Origin of the sequence: Paenibacillus sp. HW567 (assembly GCF_000374185.1) — a bacterium.
In the GTDB taxonomy this organism is placed as follows: Bacteria; Bacillota; Bacilli; order Paenibacillales; family Paenibacillaceae; genus Paenibacillus_AQ.
Genome location: NZ_KB910518.1, coordinates 6,185,623 through 6,206,442, shown reverse-complemented (window position 1 = coordinate 6,206,442; position 20,820 = coordinate 6,185,623). Strand labels below are relative to the sequence as shown.

The 20,820-nt window shown below is 46.9% G+C and carries 18 protein-coding genes; 9 read left to right on the top strand and 9 right to left on the bottom strand.

All coding sequences use genetic code 11. The features are described from left to right. Window positions 1–60: 60 nt before the first annotated feature. The 8 genes from noc to rpmH form a co-directional block, all read right to left on the bottom strand. Window positions 61–876, bottom strand: coding sequence for a nucleoid occlusion protein (gene noc / locus B212_RS0127650; protein ID WP_019914538.1), 816 nt, complete (start codon window positions 874–876; stop codon window positions 61–63). A 622-nt stretch (window positions 877–1,498) separates the two neighbouring features. Then, window positions 1,499–2,221, bottom strand: a complete 723-nt coding sequence (gene rsmG / locus B212_RS0127645; RefSeq protein WP_019914537.1) for a 16S rRNA (guanine(527)-N(7))-methyltransferase RsmG — start codon at window positions 2,219–2,221, stop codon at window positions 1,499–1,501. A gap of 3 nt (window positions 2,222–2,224) precedes the next feature. Then, the gene (gene mnmG, locus B212_RS0127640) at window positions 2,225–4,111 is read right to left on the bottom strand and encodes a tRNA uridine-5-carboxymethylaminomethyl(34) synthesis enzyme MnmG (RefSeq protein ID WP_019914536.1); all 1,887 of its coding nucleotides are present in this window, start codon (window positions 4,109–4,111) and stop codon (window positions 2,225–2,227) included. 55 nt (window positions 4,112–4,166) lie between these two features. After that, the gene (gene mnmE / locus B212_RS0127635) at window positions 4,167–5,543 is read right to left on the bottom strand and encodes a tRNA uridine-5-carboxymethylaminomethyl(34) synthesis GTPase MnmE (protein WP_019914534.1); all 1,377 of its coding nucleotides are present in this window, start codon (window positions 5,541–5,543) and stop codon (window positions 4,167–4,169) included. A gap of 129 nt (window positions 5,544–5,672) precedes the next feature. Then, window positions 5,673–6,407, bottom strand: coding sequence for an RNA-binding cell elongation regulator Jag/EloR (gene jag, locus B212_RS0127630; protein WP_019914533.1), 735 nt, complete (start codon window positions 6,405–6,407; stop codon window positions 5,673–5,675). After that, window positions 6,404–7,312, bottom strand: coding sequence for a YidC/Oxa1 family membrane protein insertase (locus B212_RS0127625; RefSeq protein WP_028531072.1), 909 nt, complete (start codon window positions 7,310–7,312; stop codon window positions 6,404–6,406). The genes jag and B212_RS0127625 overlap by 4 nt, the downstream gene beginning before the upstream one ends. A gap of 86 nt (window positions 7,313–7,398) precedes the next feature. Then, window positions 7,399–7,749, bottom strand: coding sequence for a ribonuclease P protein component (rnpA, locus tag B212_RS0127620; protein WP_019914531.1), 351 nt, complete (start codon window positions 7,747–7,749; stop codon window positions 7,399–7,401). A gap of 313 nt (window positions 7,750–8,062) precedes the next feature. Further along, the gene (gene rpmH / locus B212_RS0127615; protein WP_019914530.1) at window positions 8,063–8,197 is read right to left on the bottom strand and encodes a 50S ribosomal protein L34; all 135 of its coding nucleotides are present in this window, start codon (window positions 8,195–8,197) and stop codon (window positions 8,063–8,065) included. Window positions 8,198–8,868: 671 nt separating this feature from the next. Between rpmH and dnaA the strand changes: the two genes are divergently transcribed. The 6 genes from dnaA (at window position 8,869) to gyrB (ending at window position 15,196) form a co-directional block, all read left to right on the top strand. Beyond that, a complete protein-coding gene (gene dnaA / locus B212_RS0127610; RefSeq protein ID WP_019914529.1) occupies window positions 8,869–10,215 on the top strand; it encodes a chromosomal replication initiator protein DnaA in 1,347 nt (448 codons plus the stop codon). A gap of 197 nt (window positions 10,216–10,412) precedes the next feature. Beyond that, complete coding sequence (dnaN, locus tag B212_RS0127605; RefSeq protein ID WP_019914528.1) at window positions 10,413–11,555, top strand: DNA polymerase III subunit beta; 1,143 nt, start codon at window positions 10,413–10,415, stop codon at window positions 11,553–11,555. A gap of 48 nt (window positions 11,556–11,603) precedes the next feature. Further along, window positions 11,604–11,834, top strand: coding sequence for a S4 domain-containing protein YaaA (yaaA, locus tag B212_RS0127600; RefSeq protein ID WP_028531071.1), 231 nt, complete (start codon window positions 11,604–11,606; stop codon window positions 11,832–11,834). A gap of 21 nt (window positions 11,835–11,855) precedes the next feature. Continuing rightward, window positions 11,856–12,974, top strand: coding sequence for a DNA replication/repair protein RecF (gene recF / locus B212_RS0127595; protein WP_019914526.1), 1,119 nt, complete (start codon window positions 11,856–11,858; stop codon window positions 12,972–12,974). A 16-nt stretch (window positions 12,975–12,990) separates the two neighbouring features. Beyond that, window positions 12,991–13,239, top strand: coding sequence for an extracellular matrix regulator RemB (gene remB / locus B212_RS0127590; RefSeq protein ID WP_019914525.1), 249 nt, complete (start codon window positions 12,991–12,993; stop codon window positions 13,237–13,239). A 46-nt stretch (window positions 13,240–13,285) separates the two neighbouring features. After that, entirely contained in the window at window positions 13,286–15,196 is a 1,911-nt protein-coding gene (gene gyrB / locus B212_RS0127585; protein WP_028531070.1) for a DNA topoisomerase (ATP-hydrolyzing) subunit B, read from the top strand. 76 nt (window positions 15,197–15,272) lie between these two features. On the opposite strand, the gene B212_RS0127580 is transcribed toward gyrB, so the two are convergent. After that, window positions 15,273–16,154, bottom strand: coding sequence for a YheC/YheD family protein (locus tag B212_RS0127580; RefSeq protein ID WP_019914523.1), 882 nt, complete (start codon window positions 16,152–16,154; stop codon window positions 15,273–15,275). A 322-nt stretch (window positions 16,155–16,476) separates the two neighbouring features. Here B212_RS0127580 and gyrA point away from each other — a divergent pair, with 322 nt between their 5' ends. The 3 genes from gyrA to B212_RS35575 form a co-directional block, all read left to right on the top strand. Then, window positions 16,477–19,026, top strand: coding sequence for a DNA gyrase subunit A (gene gyrA / locus B212_RS0127575; protein ID WP_019914522.1), 2,550 nt, complete (start codon window positions 16,477–16,479; stop codon window positions 19,024–19,026). Window positions 19,027–19,222: 196 nt separating this feature from the next. Continuing rightward, complete coding sequence (locus B212_RS0127570; protein ID WP_019914521.1) at window positions 19,223–20,323, top strand: HD-GYP domain-containing protein; 1,101 nt, start codon at window positions 19,223–19,225, stop codon at window positions 20,321–20,323. 279 nt (window positions 20,324–20,602) lie between these two features. Beyond that, window positions 20,603–20,820: hypothetical protein (locus tag B212_RS35575; RefSeq protein WP_232231512.1), on the top strand; the 218-nt coding region annotated here is incomplete at its 3' end.

Genomic DNA, 20,820 nt, shown 5'->3' with positions numbered 1-20,820 from the left:
TCAAGAGTCACAGAAAAGGCGGCCAATCACCTCAGGGCCGCCTTCAGCTTTTGAAACCATTTATCTTTTTGGAATCTGAATTACAATCTCATAATGGTCACCGCGATCATTTTCGGAGGTTTTTATTTCCATTCCGGAACCGGACACCATGTCGATGGATTGGCGAATTGTATTGAGTGCAAGACGAACATCCTTAGTGTAGGAAACCCGCTTTGATTTTTTAGTCTGCGTTACTGTTTTATAGAAAGCAATGCGTGCTTCAGTCTGTTTGACGTTTAATTCTTTGGAAATAATTTCATCCAGAACTTTTAATTGCATTTCCACAGTGTCCAGTGACAACAGTGACCGCGCATGCCGCTCTGTAATTTTTCTTTCCATTAATGCGGTTTTAACCTGTTCCGGCAAGTGCAGTAAGCGAATCTTATTAGCAATGGTCGATTGGCTTTTACCGAGCCGCTGCGCCAAGCTTTCTTGAGTTAATTGGTGAAGATCAATCAGCTTTTGATAGGCAATAGCTTCTTCAATTGAAGTCAAGCCCTCGCGCTGCAGGTTTTCTATCAAGGCGATAGATGCAGCCTGAGAATCATTGAACTCACGGACAATGGCCGGGATCGTTTCGAGCCCCAACTTCTTAACTGCCCGCCAGCGCCGCTCACCCGCAATAATCTCATACTGGGAATCGCGCAGGCGCACAACAATCGGCTGGATAACCCCATGAGTCTTGATAGTCTGGCATAGCTCGTCTATCTTTTCGTCATCAAAAATCGTCCGTGGCTGATAAGGACTGCTGACGACCTCATGAACTGGGATTTGTTTGATCTCTTCTCCGCTGCTCCGCTCGGTAAATCCAAAAAGCTTGGTGAATTGTTCTTTCATTCCGTTCATAACCACCTAATTTCGTTATAGTACGATCCTCTTGACCATGCCTAGCGAAAAGCTTATCGTACAGCAAGTAGAAACAGTTGCGCCGCCCTCAAAAGGAGCATAAGCTTCCAAAAAACAGCGATATTCCGTATCGCTTTCAGGTATCCGTTGTAGCCTGGTGATCATCTGGCTCTTAACCTTCAAATATACACATGAAAAGTCTTACTATATTATTCTATCACTTTTTAGCCTATAATCCTATTCTCCATAGGGACCTATTTTTCCTGCATTTTGTATTTGATCAATGAACTTTTGGAATCATAAGCATGGTTATATTCACAAAAAGATCAAGCCCTCATTAATATGAAGAGCTTGATCTTGGTTTGCCTTATATATAAGTTGAACTTTAGATTTTCATAATGGGGTCTGGTCGTAACTGCGGGGAATGTTTGGACTTCCGGCCGCTGCCGTCTTCAAATTTCTTGATTCATACCGCCTTTAGCGGATGAAATTTGAAGACAAAAGCGGATGCGTTCGCTCCGTAAGTATCCAAACTTCCCCTTCGCACTTCTGCCCTATTAATGTTTTCATTAGTTCAACCTATTCGGATTGGAAATTGTTTCACGTGAAACAATTATAGCAGTGGTGATTTAGCCGGGATTCCGGCCTTCCGGGGATATTTAGCCGGAGTAGCTCCGGTTTTACGGATCATTACAATATGCCTTGCAGACTCTTCAACAGGCAGGCTGAATGATTCAACTTTTTGTAGTTCAGCACGTAATTCCTTCAAGCTGCGTTTGGCCTCGGTTAGCTCCTCAGAGGGATCATTCCCCTTCATTGCTGCAAAAATGCCATCTTTGCGAGTGAACGGAAGACAAAATTCGTTTAGCAGTGACAACCGGGCAACTGCCCGGGCTGTAACAAGATCATAGGCATCGCGGTGAGCAAATTGCCTTGCAACATCCTCTGCCCGGCCGTGAATCAACTGCACATTACTTAATTTTAAAGTATCGCAGACATGCTGGAGAAAAGTGATTCGCTTGCTGAGAGAATCAACAATTGTCAGCTTAAGATGCGGAAAACAGATCTTCAAAGGTATTCCCGGAAAGCCTGCGCCGGAGCCGATGTCCGCCAGATTTCTTACTTTCTCTATATCGGCATAGAAAGCAAGCGATAGTGAATCGTAAAAGTGCTTGGTATACACTTGGTCACGTTCGATTATGCCAGTGAGATTCATTTTTTCGTTCCAGGAAACAAGCGCCTGGAAATAAAGCTCAAACTGTGCAAGTTGCTCAGTTGTTAGTTTGATTCCTTGTTCCTGCAATAAAAATATAAACTGCGCTGCAGTGTTATCCATATATTATCCTTTCGCTGCCGTCACACGGTTATAATGCTCCAGATATACGAGAAGAATTGAAATATCGGCCGGCGTTACACCGGAAATCCGAGAGGCCTGACCGATGGATATTGGAGCAATTTGGGTCAGCTTTTGCCGTGCTTCAATGGCGAGTCCATGAATCTCATTGTAATTGATATCATCCGGTATCTTCTTCTTCTCCATCTTCTGCAGCTTTTCAACATGCATAAGCTGCTTCTCGATATATCCGACATATTTGATTTGAATTTCAACCTGTTCCTTCATCTCTTCATCCAAACCTTCGGGAGAAGGCGACAATTGGTCTACAAAGCTGTACGCTATTTCCGGACGGCGCATCAACGTTAGCAGGTTGCTTCCATCTACAATAGGTGCAGAATCATATTCAGCAAGCAGCGTGTTCACATCAACTGGTTTGACCTTAGTTTCCTGAAGCCGGACAACTTCCCGTTCCACCCGTGCTTTTTTATCCAAGAAGGCTTCATAACGCGCTTCCGGTATCAGACCAATCTCATGTCCAATCGGAGTCAGGCGCAGGTCAGCATTATCATGACGGAGCAATAGGCGGTATTCTGCACGCGAAGTGAGCAACCGATAAGGCTCATTCGTTCCTTTGGTCACCAGATCATCAATCAGTACGCCGATATACCCTTGAGAGCGATCCAGCACAACCGGTTCCTTGCCTTGCACTTTACGGGCTGCATTAATGCCTGCCATCACTCCCTGCCCTGCCGCTTCTTCATAACCTGAAGTACCGTTAATTTGTCCGGCGGTGAACAGTCCAGGCAGACGTTTGGTTTCGAGTGAAGGCCAGAGCTGGGTTGGAACCATTGCATCATATTCAATGGCATAACCATTGCGCATCATCTCAACCTTTTCCATCCCGGGAATTGAGCGGAGTATAGCTAGTTGAACATCCTCAGGAAGGCTGGTAGACAACCCTTGAACATAATATTCTGCAGTGTTTTTACCTTCCGGCTCCAGGAAAATTTGATGATGCGATTTGTCGCTGAAACGGACAACCTTATCTTCAATGGACGGACAGTATCTCGGACCAGTTCCTTCAATAATACCTGTAAACATCGGCGCCCGGTGCAGATTGTCATTGATAATCTGATGAGTCACCTCCGAGGTATAGGTTAACCAGCAGGGAAGCTGTTCATTATTTGAAGACTTTGTTTCAAAAGAAAAGAATTTCGGCTTCTCGTCTCCCGGCTGGATCTCGGTTTTGGAGAAATCAATCGAATCCTTATGCACCCGTGGTGGCGTGCCTGTCTTGAAGCGTACAAGATCAAAACCCAGCTCACGCAGATTCTCAGACAGCCTCACTGACGGCTGCTGGTTGTTCGGTCCGCTTTCATAGGTCAGCTCACCCATGATTACTTTGCCGCGCAGATAAGTGCCCGTGGTTAGAATCACCGTTTTACTATGATATACCGTTCCTGTCTTCGTAATCACACCGGTGCACTTTCCATCTTCAACAATTAGTTCTTCCACCATCCCCTGACGAAGCGTCAGATTCGGTGTTTTCTCCATCGTTTCCTTCATCGCATGCTGATAGAGAAATTTATCGGCTTGCGCACGCAGAGCGTGGACCGCAGGACCTTTGCCTGTATTGAGCATCCGCAGTTGAATAAAGGTTTTATCAATATTGCGGCCCATTTCCCCGCCGAGTGCATCTATTTCACGCACTACATGTCCTTTTGCAGGTCCGCCAATGGACGGATTGCATGGCATGAAGGCTACCATATCCAGATTGATTGTAATCATCAGCGTGCGGCAGCCCATTCGCGCTGCGGCCAGTGCAGCTTCGCAGCCGGCATGACCTGCGCCAATGACCACTACGTCATAGCTGCCTCCATCATAATTCATACCCTTTTACCCCCTTAATTTGTGCTTGTAATCTTCTATTTGGACCTAAGCAATGTTACTTGCCTAAACAAAATTGCGAAAAAATTTGATCAAGCAGCGAGTCCGCAGCCGTATCACCAATAATCTCACCCAACTGTTCCCACGCAAGACGAACATCTATCTGGATCATATCAATAGGGACATGCAGATCTGCAGCCTCATAGGCATCCTGCAACGATTTTTGGGCTTTTTTGAGCAGAGCAATATGCCTTACATTACTTACATAAGTCAGGTCGCCCGATTCCAGCTTACCGCCAAAAAACAGCTCAGAGATCGCCTCCTCAAGCTTATCCAGACCTTGCTCCTCCAGCACAGACATCGACACAATATTCGCTTCATTAAAATAAGAAAGCAGTTCCTTTTTATCGAGCCGGGACGGTAAGTCCATTTTATTCATGATTACCAAGGCTTGTCTACCGTGGAATTGTTCCATCAATGCCAGTTCATCCTCATGCAGCTTTTCGCTGGCATCCAGTACCAGGAGAATCAGATCCGCATCGCTAAAAGCAGCTTTGGAGCGCTCCACTCCGATTTTCTCTACGATATCCATGGTTTCGCGAATCCCGGCGGTATCCAGCAGCTTAAGCGGAATGTTGTTAATCGTTACATACTCTTCTATAACGTCACGCGTCGTTCCCGGAATATCGGTTACAATTGCTTTATTGTCACGGGCAAGCGCATTAAGCAGTGAAGACTTGCCGACATTGGGACGCCCAACAATCGCTGTTGTGATGCCTTCACGCAGTATTTTACCTTCATTAGCTGTTTTGAGCAGCTTCCTAATACCGTCCATTACCTCACTGCTTTTGGCTTTGATGAACTCGGCAGTCAAGGATTCCACATCATGCTCGGGATAATCAATATTCACTTCAATATGAGCCAGCGTTTCAATTAAAATATGGCGCAGCGCTACAATCCGCTCCGACAAGGAGCCGCTGACCTGCTTAAGCGCAACTGAAAAAGCCCGGTCCGATTTGGAACGGATCAGATCAATAACAGCCTCCGCCTGAGAGAGATCAATACGCCCGCCTAAAAACGCACGTTTGGTGAACTCACCCGGTTCTGCCAATCTGATGTCCTGCTGCAGCAGAAGGTCCATTACTCTCCGTACAGAGATTACCCCGCCATGGGCGCTAATTTCTACAACATCCTCGGTAGTAAAAGAACGCGGCCCTTTCATCACGGTTACGAGCACTTCTTCCAATTGTTCTCCGTCAGCAGGACTGATGATATGCCCATAATGAACGGTATGCGTCTCCACTTCCGTAAGCGGTGTCTTGCTACGAAACAATGGGGCCACCTGAGATATTGCTTGCGGGCCGCTGACCCGGATAATTGCAATTCCTCCCTCGCCCAATGCCGTCGATACAGCAGCAATAGTATCACTATACATGCTTTTATTCACCTCAATTGTATATGCACTTCAGCTACGCTGAAAGATTCATTTCATTTTAATTTCAAAATTTTCAAAAAAACAATGACCCCTTATATTGGTCAAGGAGTCATTGCGGCAATTTAGTCTCTACTTAAATGTTATAACAACGCGGCGGTTGGGCTCTTCCCCTTTGCTCAGGGTACTGACCTGACGGTGATCCTGTAATCTGGAGTGAATAATCTTCCGTTCCTGCGGTGACATCGGCTCCAGTACAACCTCTTTGCGGGTTCTAACAACTCGTGCCGCCAAGCGGTCAGCTAACTCCTCTAATGTCTTCTTGCGACGTTCGCGGAAATTCTCGGCATCCAGCACAAGCCGGATAAAACTATCAGAATAACGGTTGGCAACGATATTAGCCAAATACTGCAGAGCATCGAGAGTTTGTCCTCTTCTGCCGATCAGCAGCCCCAGATCCGGACCGGATATTTGCAGAACAGTCGATTCCTTGGCATGAACGGTTTCCACTTCCACCTCGAGCCCCATGCTCTTGGCAACATCCACAATGAAATGAACAGCCTCTTGGTAAGCTTCCTCCACCGGGTGTCCGGAATCTTGGCGGGTTGCACCGCCGGCAGCCTCCTGTTTGTCCTCTCTAGCTGACTGCTGAGGCAGTGACGGAGCACTCGCCGCTGACGCCGGTGCGGGTTCGGCAATCAAGGTCAATTCCACCTTGGCGCCTTTCGCACCGATGAGTCCCAGGAATCCTCTTGACGGCTGTTCCAGTACGTTGACCGTTACCCGGTCCTTGTGAACTCCAAGCTGGATCAGTCCCTGTTCTACAGCTTCTTCAATGGTTTTCCCTGTCGCGACGACTTTGCTCATTTTGACTTTTTGGCCCCCTTCGTTCCTTTGCTGCTATTGCCTTTCGCAGCCGGAGTAACATCCTTACGGGCAGTATCCTTGCTCTTCACAAGATTAACTTCTTTGCTGCTGCCGGCACCCGCGCCAGCGACAGCCAATTTGGTCTTATCGTTGTTGCGATATAAGAAGTAATTCTGAATAATGGTATACAGGTTACTGTAGAACCAGTACAGTGGAAGTGCTGAAGGGAAATTGTAGGACATAATGAAAATCAGAACCGGATACACCATCATCATGAACTGCATTGGACCTTGCTGCTGAACCGGGTTCATCTTGGTCATCATCCGGGTCTGCAGGAATGTGGTCGCTGCTGCAAGCAGCGGCAGAATAAACAGATGGTCGGGCTTACCAAGCTGCAGCCATAAGAAGGAATGTAACCGCAGATCAGGGTTATAATAGATCGAGTTATACAGCGCGATAAAGATCGGCATTTGCACAATCAGCGGCAGACAGCCTGCCATCGGATTAACCTTGTTCTCTTGGAACAGGCGCATCGTTTCCTGCTGCACCTTTTCCGGCGTATCTTTATATTTTTTCTTTATTTTCTCAAGTTCCGGTTGAATCGCCTGCATTGCACGCGAGCTCTTCACCTGCTTCATGGTAAGCGGCAGAATCAGCGTGCGGACAATGAGCACCATTACAAGGACAGCTAAACCATATTGTCCATTAAACCATTTAGCGAAAGTATCCAGGGCTGTGGCGAAGTAGTACACTACATTACTCTGCCAGAAGCTTCCGTTCTTCAAATCCTCCGTAGTGTGTGTAACCGTAGACGACGGGGCACACCCCGACAGAACAGCAATCATCAATACCATTATCCCGAGGAGAAGAAACCATTTTCCCCGTTTAGTCTTCATTAGAGACACTTCAAAACCCCTCTCTTAAACATTCCATTGCACCGTAAATCATACCATAATTATGAGTACAAATAAACAAGCCCCTTCTGCCCCTCTTACATACGTGAAGCCTTGAGCAGCTTGGCTTTGCGCAGCACATGCAGCACGCTTTTCTCCAGCTCGGAATAATCCTTGGAAAGCGCTCCTTTTCTTACGATGAACACCATATCAATCCCGCCGGTTATTTCCGGTTCATGGTGCCTTACTATCTCCTTCACCAGTCGTCTCATCCGGTTGCGGACAACGGCGTTTCCGACCTTTTTGCTGACAGACACCCCGACCCGGAACCGCTCCACCTCTTTTCTATTGAACCAATAGACCACAAACTGATGATTCGCAAATGACTTCCCATGGCGGTATACGCGGCTGAAGTCGGCACGGTTTCGTAATCGTAAACTTTTGTGCATGGGAATCTCCTATTCAAAGACCGGATTCATAAGACTCCGGAATTTTATCTTCTAATTATTATTGTCAGACGAATGCCGTCATAAACGGCACACATACATTAAAAAGCCCCGCAAAGTATAGCCAACGCTGTCTCAGGCGTATTCCTCTGCAGAGCAAAAATAAATTATCCATACAATATAATGAAACGAATGCCCCGGCTTCTTCAAGAGCTTGTCCATTTCTGCGGGTATAATGAAGCAATTTGTTCAAAGTACACAGATTACTTCATTATATTTAAAAAGGACCACCGTAGTGGTCCCTAAGTGGCCTAACTTACGCACTCAAAACTTTTCTGCCTTTCAAGCGGCGGGCTGCCAGCACTTTACGGCCGTTTTTCGTGCTCATTCTTTTGCGGAAACCATGTACCTTCTTGCGTTTGCTCACATTCGGTTTGAACGTCGGTCTCATGTATTGCACCTCCCTTACAGGATCTTAATTACTGTCATATAGCAGAAACGGACTAAGCCGCCCTTGGAGTAGGGACAGTATCTACAAGTATCATCATTTTAATTTGGAGACATATCCTCACAGAAAACACCTTTATATATTTAAACACATAATGAAGTCAAAAGTCAACCATATCTACTTGCCAGCCGCGCCTCCATTTCAGAGTCTTTATCCACAATCTCCTCGCCCAAACAAAAAATCCACAGACTTTTACAGTTATCCACCTGTGATCAAAAAAATCTCTAGCTACTCACAATTGAGCACAACCTGTGTATAAAAAAGTCGAAGTCTTTGCAGAAACTGTCGAACGGTAAACAAATTATCAACAATATGTAGTGTTGTGCCTAATAATTATACACAAGTGATTGAATTTGTGGATAAAATGTGCCTGCACATTGAAAAACAAGGGCCATTTTGCTATGATGGTATTACTTTTGAATGTGAATAGGTTTGTTTGTTCAATAAATTATCAACAAGCTGTGGATAAAGTTGTGAACAATTCAAATTTATCCATATTTTTTTGTCTCTTTATATTGCATATTGGGGATAAGATACAGCACCAACCCATTTTCTTCGACATTTCCACTTCATGGCTGACGCCACATTTGGAAGATTTAAAGGAGTGACAGTCTGTGGACAGCCATACTTCCGAATTATGGCAGCAAATTTTAGAGATTATTCAAACCAAACTAAGCAAGCCGAGCTTTGATACCTGGTTTAAGGCTACGAAAGCGTTAACCTTCAGCCCCCAGGCTCTAATCATCTCGGCGCCTACAACTTTTGCCGTAGAATGGCTGGAAAGCCGCTATACCAAATTGGTGGGAGCCACCGTTTATGAAGTCACCGGACAGCAGGTTGACGTCAAATTTGTGATTGAGGAGAACAAGCCCTCTGAGCCTGTAATTCAACAAATGGCGCCCTCGCCCGCAGTATCGCGAGAAGAAGCGCAGACCCATTTGCTCAATCCCAAATATACTTTTGATACATTCGTAATCGGTTCCGGCAACCGTTTTGCGCATGCCGCCTCACTGGCGGTGGCCGAAGCGCCTGCCAAAGCTTACAATCCGCTGTTTCTGTATGGTGGTGTAGGACTCGGAAAAACGCATTTAATGCATGCTATCGGACACTATGTTCTGGAGCACAACCCGAACAATAAGGTCATATACATCTCCTCCGAGAAATTCACGAATGAGTTCATCAATTCCATCCGTGACAACCGCGGTGAAAGCTTCCGCAACAAATACCGCAATGTTGATATTCTGCTGATTGACGACATCCAATTCCTCGCCGGCAAGGAATCAACGCAGGAGGAATTTTTCCATACGTTCAATGCGCTGCACGAAGAACGCAAGCAAATTATTATCTCCAGCGACCGTCCGCCAAAGGAAATTCCCACCCTGGAAGAACGGCTGCGTTCCCGGTTTGAGTGGGGACTCATCACCGATATTCAGCCGCCGGATCTGGAGACGCGAATCGCCATCCTGCGCAAGAAAGCCAAGGCAGAGAATCTGGATATCCCGAATGAAGCCATGATGTACATTGCCAACCAGATTGATACGAACATTCGTGAGCTGGAAGGCGCATTAATTCGGGTTGTGGCCTATTCGTCGCTGACCAACCAGGATGTAACCACTCATTTGGCAGCCGAAGCGCTTAAGGATATCATTCCATCAAGCCGGCCGAAGATGATCACAATCGGTGATATTCAACAAAAGGTCGGCGAGTATTACAATTTGCGCATGGAGGATTTCAAAGCGCGCAAACGCACCAAGGCTGTAGCTTTTCCGCGGCAAATCGCTATGTATCTCTCACGTGAATTAACGGATTATTCGCTGCCTAAGATTGGAGAAGCCTTCGGAGGACGCGATCATACCACCGTTATCCATGCCCATGAGAAGATTACACAGTCATTAAAGGTAGACCAGGAGTTGTACAAAGTGGTAAATAATCTTGCGGAGAAAATCAAAAACCCTTCATAAGAGTAACAAAGAGCCTATACACAATCTATACACATGTGGGTAGGCTTAATTTTATGCTGTTTTTACGGTTATCCACATAAACGGCGCCCCTACTACTAATACTATTAAATAACTATAAGAATTCATCATCTAAGAGCGCCGTTTCAAAGAGAATCCACAGCCATCCAATTCCCAATTTTCCAGCTAGGAGTGAAATCATGAAAATAAGCATTCTCAAAAATGAGCTCAACGAATCAATAGGCCATGTATCCAAGGCAATTTCCAGCCGAACCACTATCCCCATTCTTACCGGGATTAAGTTTGAAGTTAGTCATCAAGGCGTTACCTTGACTGCAAGCGATACCGACATTTCCATCCAATCCTTCATTCCTGCAGAAAGCGACAGCCAAACCATCGTAAAAGTAGAACAGCCCGGAAGTGTTGTGCTTCCAGCAAAGTTCTTCGTTGAAATCATCAAGAAGCTTCCCTCCAAAGAAATCCACATGGAAGTCAAAGAAGGCTTCCAAACCTATATCTCTTCCGGCTCCACCGAGATTCAAATCGTTGGCCTTGACCCCGAAGAATTCCCTGTGCTGCCTAGCATAGAGGAGAACGAGACGATCTCTCTGCCCGGCGATTTGCTGAAAAATATGATTAAACAAACCGCTTTCTCCATCTCCACCCAAGAGACAACACCGATTCTTACCGGGATTTTGTGGAATCTTAGCGATAATGAATTCAAATTCACGGCAACTGACCGCCACCGTCTTGCGACAAGAGCTGCACACCTGGAAGGAACGGACAATGTTCAGTTTGCCAATGTTGTTATAGCCGGTAAAACGCTGAACGAACTAAGCAAAATTATTCCGGACCAGAACATGCTCGTGGATATTGTCGTAGCCGATAACCAGGTCCTGTTCAAAATCGACAAGGTGCTGTTCTATTCGCGTATTCTGGACGGAATTTATCCGGATACTTCTAGAATTATTCCAACTGCCTACAAAACAGAACTAACTTTGGATACAAAAAAATTAAGCGAATCCATTGACCGAGCTTATTTGCTGTCCCGTGAGGAAAAAACCAACATCGTACGTATGCAGACACTTGATAACGGGGATGTTGAGATTTCCTCAAGCTCGTCGGAGCTGGGCAAAGTACGTGAGGAGCTTGAGGTGATTGATTTTAAAGGCGAACCGCTGAGAATCTCCTTCAACTCCAAATACATGCTTGATGTGCTCAAGGTTGTCGAAAGCGAACAACTGGTGATAGCTTTTACGGGAATGATGAGTCCGATCATCCTGAAGCCGCTCGACGAAAGCCGCAGCCTGTATGTCATTCTCCCTTACCGGACGACCAATTAATGCCGCTGTCCATGCACCTGTGGATAAGTGGCTGAAAGGATGAAATTCATGAAAAAAATACTTATCCACAGTGGATATATTAAGCTCGACCAGTTTTTGAAGCTCTCCGATTGCGTATCCACAGGCGGGATGGCCAAAGCCCTGCTGCAGGAAGGTTATGTGAAGGTTAACGGCGACAAAGAAGAACGTCGTGGAAGAAAGCTGTACCCGGGTGATACAATAGAGGTTCAGGACAACGGCGTTTTTGTGGTTGAAGGCGGCGCAATACAAGAGAAATAGTCCAAAGGGAGGCACAGGCTTGTGTTTGTCAAAAATATCGGTCTGCAGTATTACCGCAACTACGGGCTGCTGCGTCTGGAGAGCCTGGGCGATGTGAACCTTATTCTCGGTCAGAACGCCCAGGGCAAAACCAACCTCATGGAGGCTCTGTTCGTCCTGGCCATGACCAAAAGCCACCGAACCTCCAAGGACCGGGAGCTTATTTCCTTTGATGCCCCGGCAGGCTCCGCGCAAATTGTGGCCGATGTAGAGCGCAAATACGGTGATCTGAAGCTGGAGCTGACCTTGTCCTCCCAAGGCAAAAAAGCCAAAATTAACGGACTTGAGCAACGCCGTCTCAGCGAGTTTATAGGCTCATTGAATGTCGTGATGTTCGCCCCGGAGGATCTGGAGATTGTCAAAGGCACGCCCGGTATCCGGCGCCGGTTTCTTGATATGGAAATTGGCCAGGTTCAGCCAAGCTACCTGTTTCATCTGCAGCAATACCAGAAGATACTGGTCCAAAGAGGCAATTTGCTGAAGCAGCTATGGGGCAAGGAGGCCGCAGGCCAAGAGCTTTTGGAGATATGGGATGCCCAGCTTGTGGAGCATGGTGTTAAAATCGTAAAAAAAAGGAAACAATTCATAAAGAAGCTGCAAGTATGGGCAGAGAGCATTCACAAGGGGATTACCAACGGCGGAGAAGAGCTGAAACTACTGTATGTTCCCTCTTTCGGTGAACGGGAGATGGAAGATGAAGCTGTTTTATTGAACAATTTTATGTTAAAGTTATCACAAACGAGAGATCAGGAAATCAGGCGCGGCATGACGCTGACGGGTCCCCACCGGGATGACCTGTCCTTTTTTATCAACGGAAGAGAAGCTCAGGTCTACGGTTCCCAAGGGCAGCAACGTACGGCGGCTTTATCGCTCAAGCTGGCGGAAATTGAGCTGATCCATGAGGAGATCGGAGAGTATCCTGTGCTGCTTCTTGATGATGTTTTGTCCGAACTTGATCCCTACCGTCAGACCCAGCTTATCGAAACCTTTCAGAGCAAGGTCCAGACCTTCATTACCGCAACCGGGGTAGAGAGTCTGAATGCCGAAAGATTAAAAGGCGCCAGCCTATATCATGTTCATGACGGCAAAGTGGAGCTATAAAGAGCGGAGGAAGATCATGTATATCCATTTAGGCGGGGAAAAAATTATTCGATCCTCAGAGTTGATTGCTATATTTGATATCTCGATTGAGAAATCTTCCAAGGTGTCGAAGCAGTTCATTATTCATTCCGAGCAGGACAAAAAACTGGAACGAATCGGTGAAGAGGAAGCGAAGTCCATTGTTGTAACCAAAAACACTGTGTATTACTCCCCTATTTCCTCCTCCACTCTCAAAAAAAGAGCCAAAATCTTGTTAGAAATATAGTGTATTCAGAGTTACAAGAGATAATCAGAAAGAAGTAGGTGAAGACATGTCAATGAATCAACCGACATATGATGAGAGCCAGATTCAGGTACTGGAAGGGCTGGAGGCGGTTCGGAAACGTCCCGGCATGTACATCGGCTCCACGAGCGCCAAAGGTCTGCATCATTTGGTCTGGGAGGTTGTCGATAATAGTATCGACGAGGCGCTGGCAGGTTTTTGCGACCGGATTCAAGTGAAGATTCATGAGGATAATAGTGTCACTGTTATTGATAATGGCCGGGGTATCCCTGTCGGAGAGAACGAGAAGCTCAAGAAATCTACCCTCGAAGTTGTCATGACTGTCCTGCATGCAGGCGGTAAATTTGGCGGTGGCGGGTATAAAGTATCGGGCGGTCTGCACGGCGTAGGGATATCCGTAGTGAATGCTTTGTCCGAGAAGGTAGTTGTAAAGGTTAAGCGCGACGGCCATATTTATCAGCAGGAGTACAGACGCGGCGTACCGGAGTATGAGATCAAGGTGGTTGGCGATTCCGATGAGACCGGGACAACGACAACCTTTCATCCCGACCCGGAGATTTTCACCGAAACTACTGTTTTTGAGTATGCAACTCTGCTCACCCGTATCCGCGAGCTGGCTTTTCTTAACAAAGGCATTGAGCTGTCGCTGCTGGATGAACGGACGGGAGTATCCAACGTCTTCAAATATGAGGGCGGTATTGTTGAGTATGTGAAGTACTTGAACGAGAAAAAAGAAGCGCTGCATGAGGACCCAATCTACGTGGAAGGCTCGCGGGATATGATTGCGGTGGAAGTGGCGCTGCAGTATAACGATTCATATACAGAGAATATCTACTCTTTTGCCAATAATATTAATACCCATGAGGGCGGAACCCATGAATCGGGCTTTAAGAGCGCATTAACCCGAATCATTAATGATTATGCCCGCAAGGCGGGAGTCATTAAGGACAGCAACTCGAATCTCACCGGCGATGATGTTCGCGAAGGACTGACCGCAATCATTTCGGTCAAAATTCCGGAGCCACAATTCGAAGGCCAAACCAAGACCAAGCTGGGCAACAGTGAAGTCCGTGGTATCGTCGAGTCTCTCTTTGGGGAGAAATTGCAGCAGTTTCTGGAGGAGAATCCAGCGGTTTCCCGCCGTGTGCTGGAGAAATCTTTGCAGGCCTCCCGTGCCCGTGAAGCAGCCCGTAAAGCCCGTGAGCTGACCCGCCGCAAGAGTGCGCTAGAAGTCAGTGCTCTGCCGGGTAAGCTGGCTGACTGCTCATCCAAGGATGCTTCGATCAGTGAACTGTACATCGTCGAAGGTGACTCTGCCGGCGGTTCTGCCAAGCAGGGACGTGACCGTCATTTCCAGGCGATTCTGCCATTGCGCGGTAAGATCCTGAATGTGGAGAAAGCCCGTCTTGATCGTATTTTGTCCAATGCTGAAATCCGGGCAATTATTACGGCACTGGGAACCAGCATCAGCGATGATTTCGATTTGTCCAAAGCCCGTTACCACAAGGTTGTCATTATGACCGATGCGGATGTTGACGGAGCCCACATCAGAACATTGCTGCTGACGTTCTTCTACCGTTACATGCGCAAGCTGGTAGAGGCAGGATTTATCTATATCGCCCAGCCGCCGCTCTTTAAGATTGAGCGCAACAAGGTTGTTCGTTACGCCCAATCCGAACGTGAGCGTGACGAGATCATCGCTACGTTTGGCGAGAATGTTAAAGTTAATATTCAGCGCTATAAAGGACTTGGAGAAATGGATGCAGCTCAGCTATGGGATACGACAATGGACCCTGAGAGCCGCATCATGCTGCAGGTAACGATTGAGGATGCCATACTGGCTGACAGTATTTTTGATACGCTCATGGGAGATAATGTCCAGCCGAGATATGAGTTCATTCAAGAGCATGCGAAGACAGTGCGGAACCTTGATATCTGATAGTTGTGCATTGTAGCGAACCTCCGCTCCCTGTTCTCTGATGAATAGGGGGCGGAGGTTCTTTTTTTTCTGTCCGTTACCGGGGTCTTGAAACAGATTTGCGGCGGGAAGCTGAAGCAGATTTGGTGCTCTTGAACCGGCCATAGGCTGCAGCATAACGGTGGATTTTACGGTAGATTGATTTGTTGGGGAATGTTTTAAAGACCATTATAGCGGGAAGTGTGTTGACCTCAAGCAGCCACATGTCATGGTGCGGGTCCATCGCTACATCAAGTCCAATCTCTTTGAGTCCCGGATAAGCAGTTTCTAGCTGTGCGGCAATTTTTACTCCAAGCGATTTTAACTGGTGTAGGGTTGTAGTCATTTCAGGCGGGCTCATATGAGCTTTCAACAGGTCGTTTACGGAAAAAATACTGCCGCCATTGTGATAGTTGGTGACAACCTTTTGCGGGGCGGCTACCCTTCCGAGCATTCCAGTCGTTTCCCAGCCCCCTGATAGATTTTTTTGAGTAAGTACCCGCAGATCAAAGGGAAGGTTCTGATGACACAGCAGGTCAATTCCCTGTTGGATCAAATAAGGCCGTCCTTTTATCCGCGGCATGATAGCTGCGTGCAGCTCTTGAGGCGTGTTAAAAATCTCTGCGTCTTTTGCATACCGGAGGATATACATAACCTTCTGCTCGGTTTCGTGATTGTCGATCAGACCTTGGGGGCTGGTTTCATTGTCCGGCTGCTGATCGCTTGAGCTTAAATGAACCATGCGTTGTTCTGCCCTCATCACCCCACTTCCATAGGTCCCGCGGTCCGGCTTAATGTATACCGTTCCATGAATTTCAAGCAGCTCTATTAGAGCTTCCAGTTTATATTTCCTCGTTTCCGGTATGAAGGCTGAAAGCTTGCTGTTCTGCAGGATGACTTTCGTTTTAGCCCATTTACTGGACACCCGTTGAATCCTCATGATCATCCTCCTAAAAAGTATGGTGAGTTCCTTGGAAAGCATGCACCTCAAGTGTCTTGCGGGTTGAAATGTCAGGACAAGCTGCCTAAACAATGTTATAATATAAGGATATGGGGTTATGTCTTTTTGGACGAAATCAGGGTCATAAGACCATTCTTCTTGTCTTTACAGTCTATGTGCTGAAGACATTGGCGGACAGGGCATATACCCGTATTCTGCTAAAGAAAATCAATGCAAAGGCTATCATGTTTAATTGTGCTACTTTTGTGAAAGTAATATAATTAGGGGTAGCGGTTTTTAACTGAAGGAGGTCCAGCAACTCATGGCTGAACAAAATAACCCGCAAGTCCACGATCGGGACATTGGTGTGGAAATGCGCGAATCCTTTATGGATTATGCGATGAGCATCATTGTAAGCCGAGCTTTGCCGGATGTGCGGGACGGACTTAAGCCTGTCCACCGACGCATTTTGTTTGCGATGTCGGAACTTGGAATGTTTTCGGATAAACCTCATAAGAAATCAGCAAGAATTGTCGGCGAGGTTATCGGTAAGTATCATCCTCACGGAGATTCTGCAGTTTATGAAACGATGGTCCGGATGGCCCAGGATTTCTCAATGCGCTATATGCTGGTGGATGGTCACGGAAACTTTGGATCTATCGACGGAGATATGGCTGCAGCTATGCGTTATACCGAGGCGCGGCTATCCAAAATCGCGGGTGAAATGCTTCGTGATCTGAACAAGGAAACGGTAGATTTCGCACCCAACTATGATGGCGAAGAAAATGAGCCCGTAGTTTTGCCTGCCCGGTATCCCAACCTGCTCGTTAATGGGGTATCTGGTATCGCTGTTGGTATGGCTACCAATATTCCTCCGCATAATCTGGGTGAGGTCATTGATGGTGTTCAGGCAATGATCAAGAATCCTGATATTACTCCTATGGAACTCATGGAATATATTCAAGGCCCGGATTTTCCAACTGCCGGTTACATCCTGGGCCGTGAGGGCATTCGCCAAGCTTATCGCACTGGCCGCGGATCGGTCACTATGCGGGCCAAGGCGGATATTGAAGAGAACAACGGTAAAGCGCGGATCATTGTGAGTGAGCTGCCTTACCAGGTCAATAAGGCGAGATTGGTTGAGAAGATTGCCGAATTAGTACGTGAGAAGCGGATTGACGGTATTACGGATCTTCGCGATGAATCCGACCGCAATGGTATGCGTGTTGTGATTGAGATGAGACGTGACGTGAACCCAAGCGTCGTGCTGAATAATCTCTACAAACACACTTCTATGCAGTCTACATTCGGCATTAACATGCTGGCTATTGTCAATAACGAACCCAAGATTCTTAATTTGCATGATGTGCTGCACCACTACTTGCAGCACCAAATGGAAGTTATCCGCCGCCGGACTGTCTTTGATCTTAAGAAGGCTGAAGCGCGGGCGCATATCTTGGAAGGTCTGCGCGTAGCACTGGATCATTTGGATGAGGTTATTGCCCTGATCCGTGCCTCACGCACAACGGATATTGCGCGGGAGGGCTTAATGAGTACCTTCAGCCTCAGCGTAGAGCAGGCACAAGCCATCCTAGACATGCGGATGCAGCGCCTGACCGGTCTGGAGCGGGAAAAGATTGAGAACGAATATAACGAGCTATTGGCCAAGATTGCGGAGTATAAAGAGATTCTGGCTAATGAGCACCTCGTGCTGGAGATCATCGGCAACGAGCTGCAGGAGATTCGCGATAAGTATTCGGATGACCGTCGTACAGAAATCACGATTGGAGAAGAAAGCATTCTCGATGAGGATCTGATTCCACGTGAAGAGGTGGTCATTACCGTCACACATACTGGCTACATCAAGCGTTTGCCGGTAAGCACCTATCGCAGCCAGAAGCGCGGAGGCCGCGGTGTAATAGGGATGGATACCAAAGATCAGGATTTCGTGGAGCATCTCTTCGTGAGCAACTCGCATAATTACCTGATGTTCTTTACCGATAAGGGCAAGGTGTACCGGATCAAAGCGTACGAGATCCCAGAGCTTGGACGCACCGCACGCGGGACTCCAATCATCAACCTGATTCAAATCGAACAGGGTGAGAAGATCAACGCGGTAATCCAGGTTGAAGATACCGATAGCGATAAATATCTGTTCTTTGCTACCCGTGAAGGGATCGTGAAGAAAACTCCGCTGGAGGACTATAATAACATCCGTAAGGGCGGATTGATTGCGATTAATCTCCGTGAGGAGGATTCGCTGATTGAGGTTAAGCTGACGGACGGCGAGCAGAATCTGATTATCGGTACCGCACGCGGGATGTCGATTACGTTCTCCGAGAATGATGTACGTTCAATGGGCCGCAGCGCAACCGGTGTTAAGGGAATTACTCTCGATGACAATGACCATGTTATCGGTATGGATTGTGTGGATAAGGAGCTTGAAGTGTTGATTGTAACCAGCAATGGTTACGGCAAACGGACACCTGCAAGCGACTACCGTTCACAGACCCGGGGAGGTAAGGGAATTAAGACCATTAGCCTTACCGAAAAGAACGGTCCTGTAGTTGGTCTGAAGGTTGTTAAGGATGATGAGGACCTGATGATTATTACCACGAGTGGTACTCTGATTCGCACAAGTATGGACGGCATTTCGACCATGGGCCGTTATGCGCAGGGCGTTAAACTGATCAATATCCGTGAAGATGACGCTGTAGCGACTCTCTGCAGAGCGGATAAGAATGAAGAGGATGAACTCTCAGAGCAGGAAGGCGGAGAAGAAATTCAAGGCGAACCTGTAGATGTAGAGGACGCTGGAGATGTGAACCAGCCTGAAGCGGGCGCAGACAGCGAAGGGGACAGCCTCGAATAGAACAACTACAAGGATCAAGAGTTTCTATTTACAGAGACTCTTGATCCTTTTGTATATTTACTTTGCTGTATCAAGAGCTCGAAATAAATCTTTCCAATTGACATTAATCTATCTAGTCGCTTGCAGCTATCCATAATATAATTAGAGAGTTATATTACCCAGAGCGCAGTGTCACCGAAATAGAGGGGCTGATTTTATGCCAAGCATATCCGTAGGAGAAGTTAAACCCGGTTCGAAAATTGTTAAAGATGTAATAACACCTTTGGGAGGTGTTTTATTTGCTAAGGGGAAGATTATACTCCCACGGGATATCGAGATTTTGCAGGCATTCCTGATTCAACAGATAGAAATAGAGGGTGCCCAAGGAGAGAATAAGGCTTCGGAAACAACCATAGCAGCCTCCAAGCGGGCGTCGCTCAAAGCAGGTGCGATGATTAATGAGTCATTGCTGGCCAAGAGCAACTCTCCTCTTCATGATGAGTATGAGAAAATGCTGGCGTTAATAAAGAAAAGCTACGCTTCCGTGGCTGCTGCTCCCTTGCCTATTTATGAATTGCGAAGTCAATTAGAGACATTAATCGGTCACTTGAAGGACTATCACATTTTAAAATTTGCACCGCGGGTTGTACTTGACCAGGATTATTACTATCACAACGCTGTACTTTCTGCACTGACCTCCTACAAGATTGCCCAATGGTGCGGATATCCGCAAAAGGATTGGCTGCAAGCTGCATTTGCCGGATTGCTGCATGACATAGGGAATGTTAAGGTTGATGCCTCACTGTTGCAGAAGCCGACTCCGCTGACAGCGGATGAGGTAGAGGAAGTTCGCAGGCACACCACTTATGGCTACCAGTTGCTGCGCAATGTCACGGCCATCAATGAAGGCGTCCGATTGGCGGCGCTGCAGCATCATGAGAAAATTGACGGTTCAGGTTATCCACTTCATCTTGAGGGCACTCAGATTCACTTCTACGCTAAGATTGTGGCTGTGGCGGATATATTCCATGCCATGACTCTGGAGAAGGCGTACAGAAAGGCACAGTCACCGTATCTGGTTCTGGAGCAGTTGCTTACAGAGAGCTTCGGCAAGCTCGACCCGGTCATCGTTCAGACATTCATTCAAAAAACAACCGATCTGTATAACGGCACAAGAATACGTCTTAGCGACGGCCGCCATGGAGAGATTATTTTCACTGACCGCAGCAATCCTACACGGCCAATGGTCCAAGTCGAGGGTGCAATCGTTAATTTGATGATGGAACGTGAACTGTTCATTCAGGAGATTATCGCTTAAGGCTGTCTGATAAGCTTTTATACTAAAAGGCTACGCCCCCATACAACTGCTGGAGAAATTCGCGGTGATTAAGGGGCGTAGCCTGTTCTATATAAATTATTTAAAATAAATGCTTGCAAAGAATCTCTATACATGATATATTCTAATTCCGGCCAAGAAAGTTCAACGCCGAGCTCGAAAAAAGAAATTAAAAAAAGAGCTTGCATTAATACGCCGGACATGATATAGTATAAGAGTTGCTGCTGACGAGAACATCGCCGCCAACAACGAGCTTGATCTTTGAAAACTGAACAACGAGTGAGTATCGGAAATCACGTGAGTGACTTCCAAAATGAGAATGCAAATTCTCGTCAGATGTTTCAAAATGAGCGAATCGCTCTTTCTAAATACCAATTTGGAGAGTTTGATCCTGGCTCAGGACGAACGCTGGCGGCGTGCCTAATACATGCAAGTCGAGCGGAGCTTATCCTTCGGGGGAAGCTTAGCGGCGGACGGGT

Bases quoted from the DNA above. Each gene is read 5' to 3' on its own strand.
- B212_RS0127580 (WP_019914523.1), bottom strand. From the start codon at position 16,154: ATGAGGATTCAACGGGTGTCCAGTAAATGGGCTAAAACGAAAGTCATC.
- remB (WP_019914525.1), top strand. From the start codon at position 12,991: ATGTATATCCATTTAGGCGGGGAAAAAATTATTCGATCCTCAGAGTTG.
- mnmE (WP_019914534.1), bottom strand. From the start codon at position 5,543: ATGTATAGTGATACTATTGCTGCTGTATCGACGGCATTGGGCGAGGGA.
- noc (WP_019914538.1), bottom strand. From the start codon at position 876: ATGAAAGAACAATTCACCAAGCTTTTTGGATTTACCGAGCGGAGCAGC.
- rpmH (WP_019914530.1), bottom strand. From the start codon at position 8,197: ATGAGACCGACGTTCAAACCGAATGTGAGCAAACGCAAGAAGGTACAT.
- B212_RS0127570 (WP_019914521.1), top strand. From the start codon at position 19,223: ATGCCAAGCATATCCGTAGGAGAAGTTAAACCCGGTTCGAAAATTGTT.
- dnaN (WP_019914528.1), top strand. From the start codon at position 10,413: ATGAAAATAAGCATTCTCAAAAATGAGCTCAACGAATCAATAGGCCAT.
- jag (WP_019914533.1), bottom strand. From the start codon at position 6,407: ATGAGCAAAGTCGTCGCGACAGGGAAAACCATTGAAGAAGCTGTAGAA.
- mnmG (WP_019914536.1), bottom strand. From the start codon at position 4,111: ATGAATTATGATGGAGGCAGCTATGACGTAGTGGTCATTGGCGCAGGT.
- rsmG (WP_019914537.1), bottom strand. From the start codon at position 2,221: ATGGATAACACTGCAGCGCAGTTTATATTTTTATTGCAGGAACAAGGA.
- gyrA (WP_019914522.1), top strand. From the start codon at position 16,477: ATGGCTGAACAAAATAACCCGCAAGTCCACGATCGGGACATTGGTGTG.
- rnpA (WP_019914531.1), bottom strand. From the start codon at position 7,749: ATGCACAAAAGTTTACGATTACGAAACCGTGCCGACTTCAGCCGCGTA.
- yaaA (WP_028531071.1), top strand. From the start codon at position 11,604: ATGAAAAAAATACTTATCCACAGTGGATATATTAAGCTCGACCAGTTT.
- gyrB (WP_028531070.1), top strand. From the start codon at position 13,286: ATGTCAATGAATCAACCGACATATGATGAGAGCCAGATTCAGGTACTG.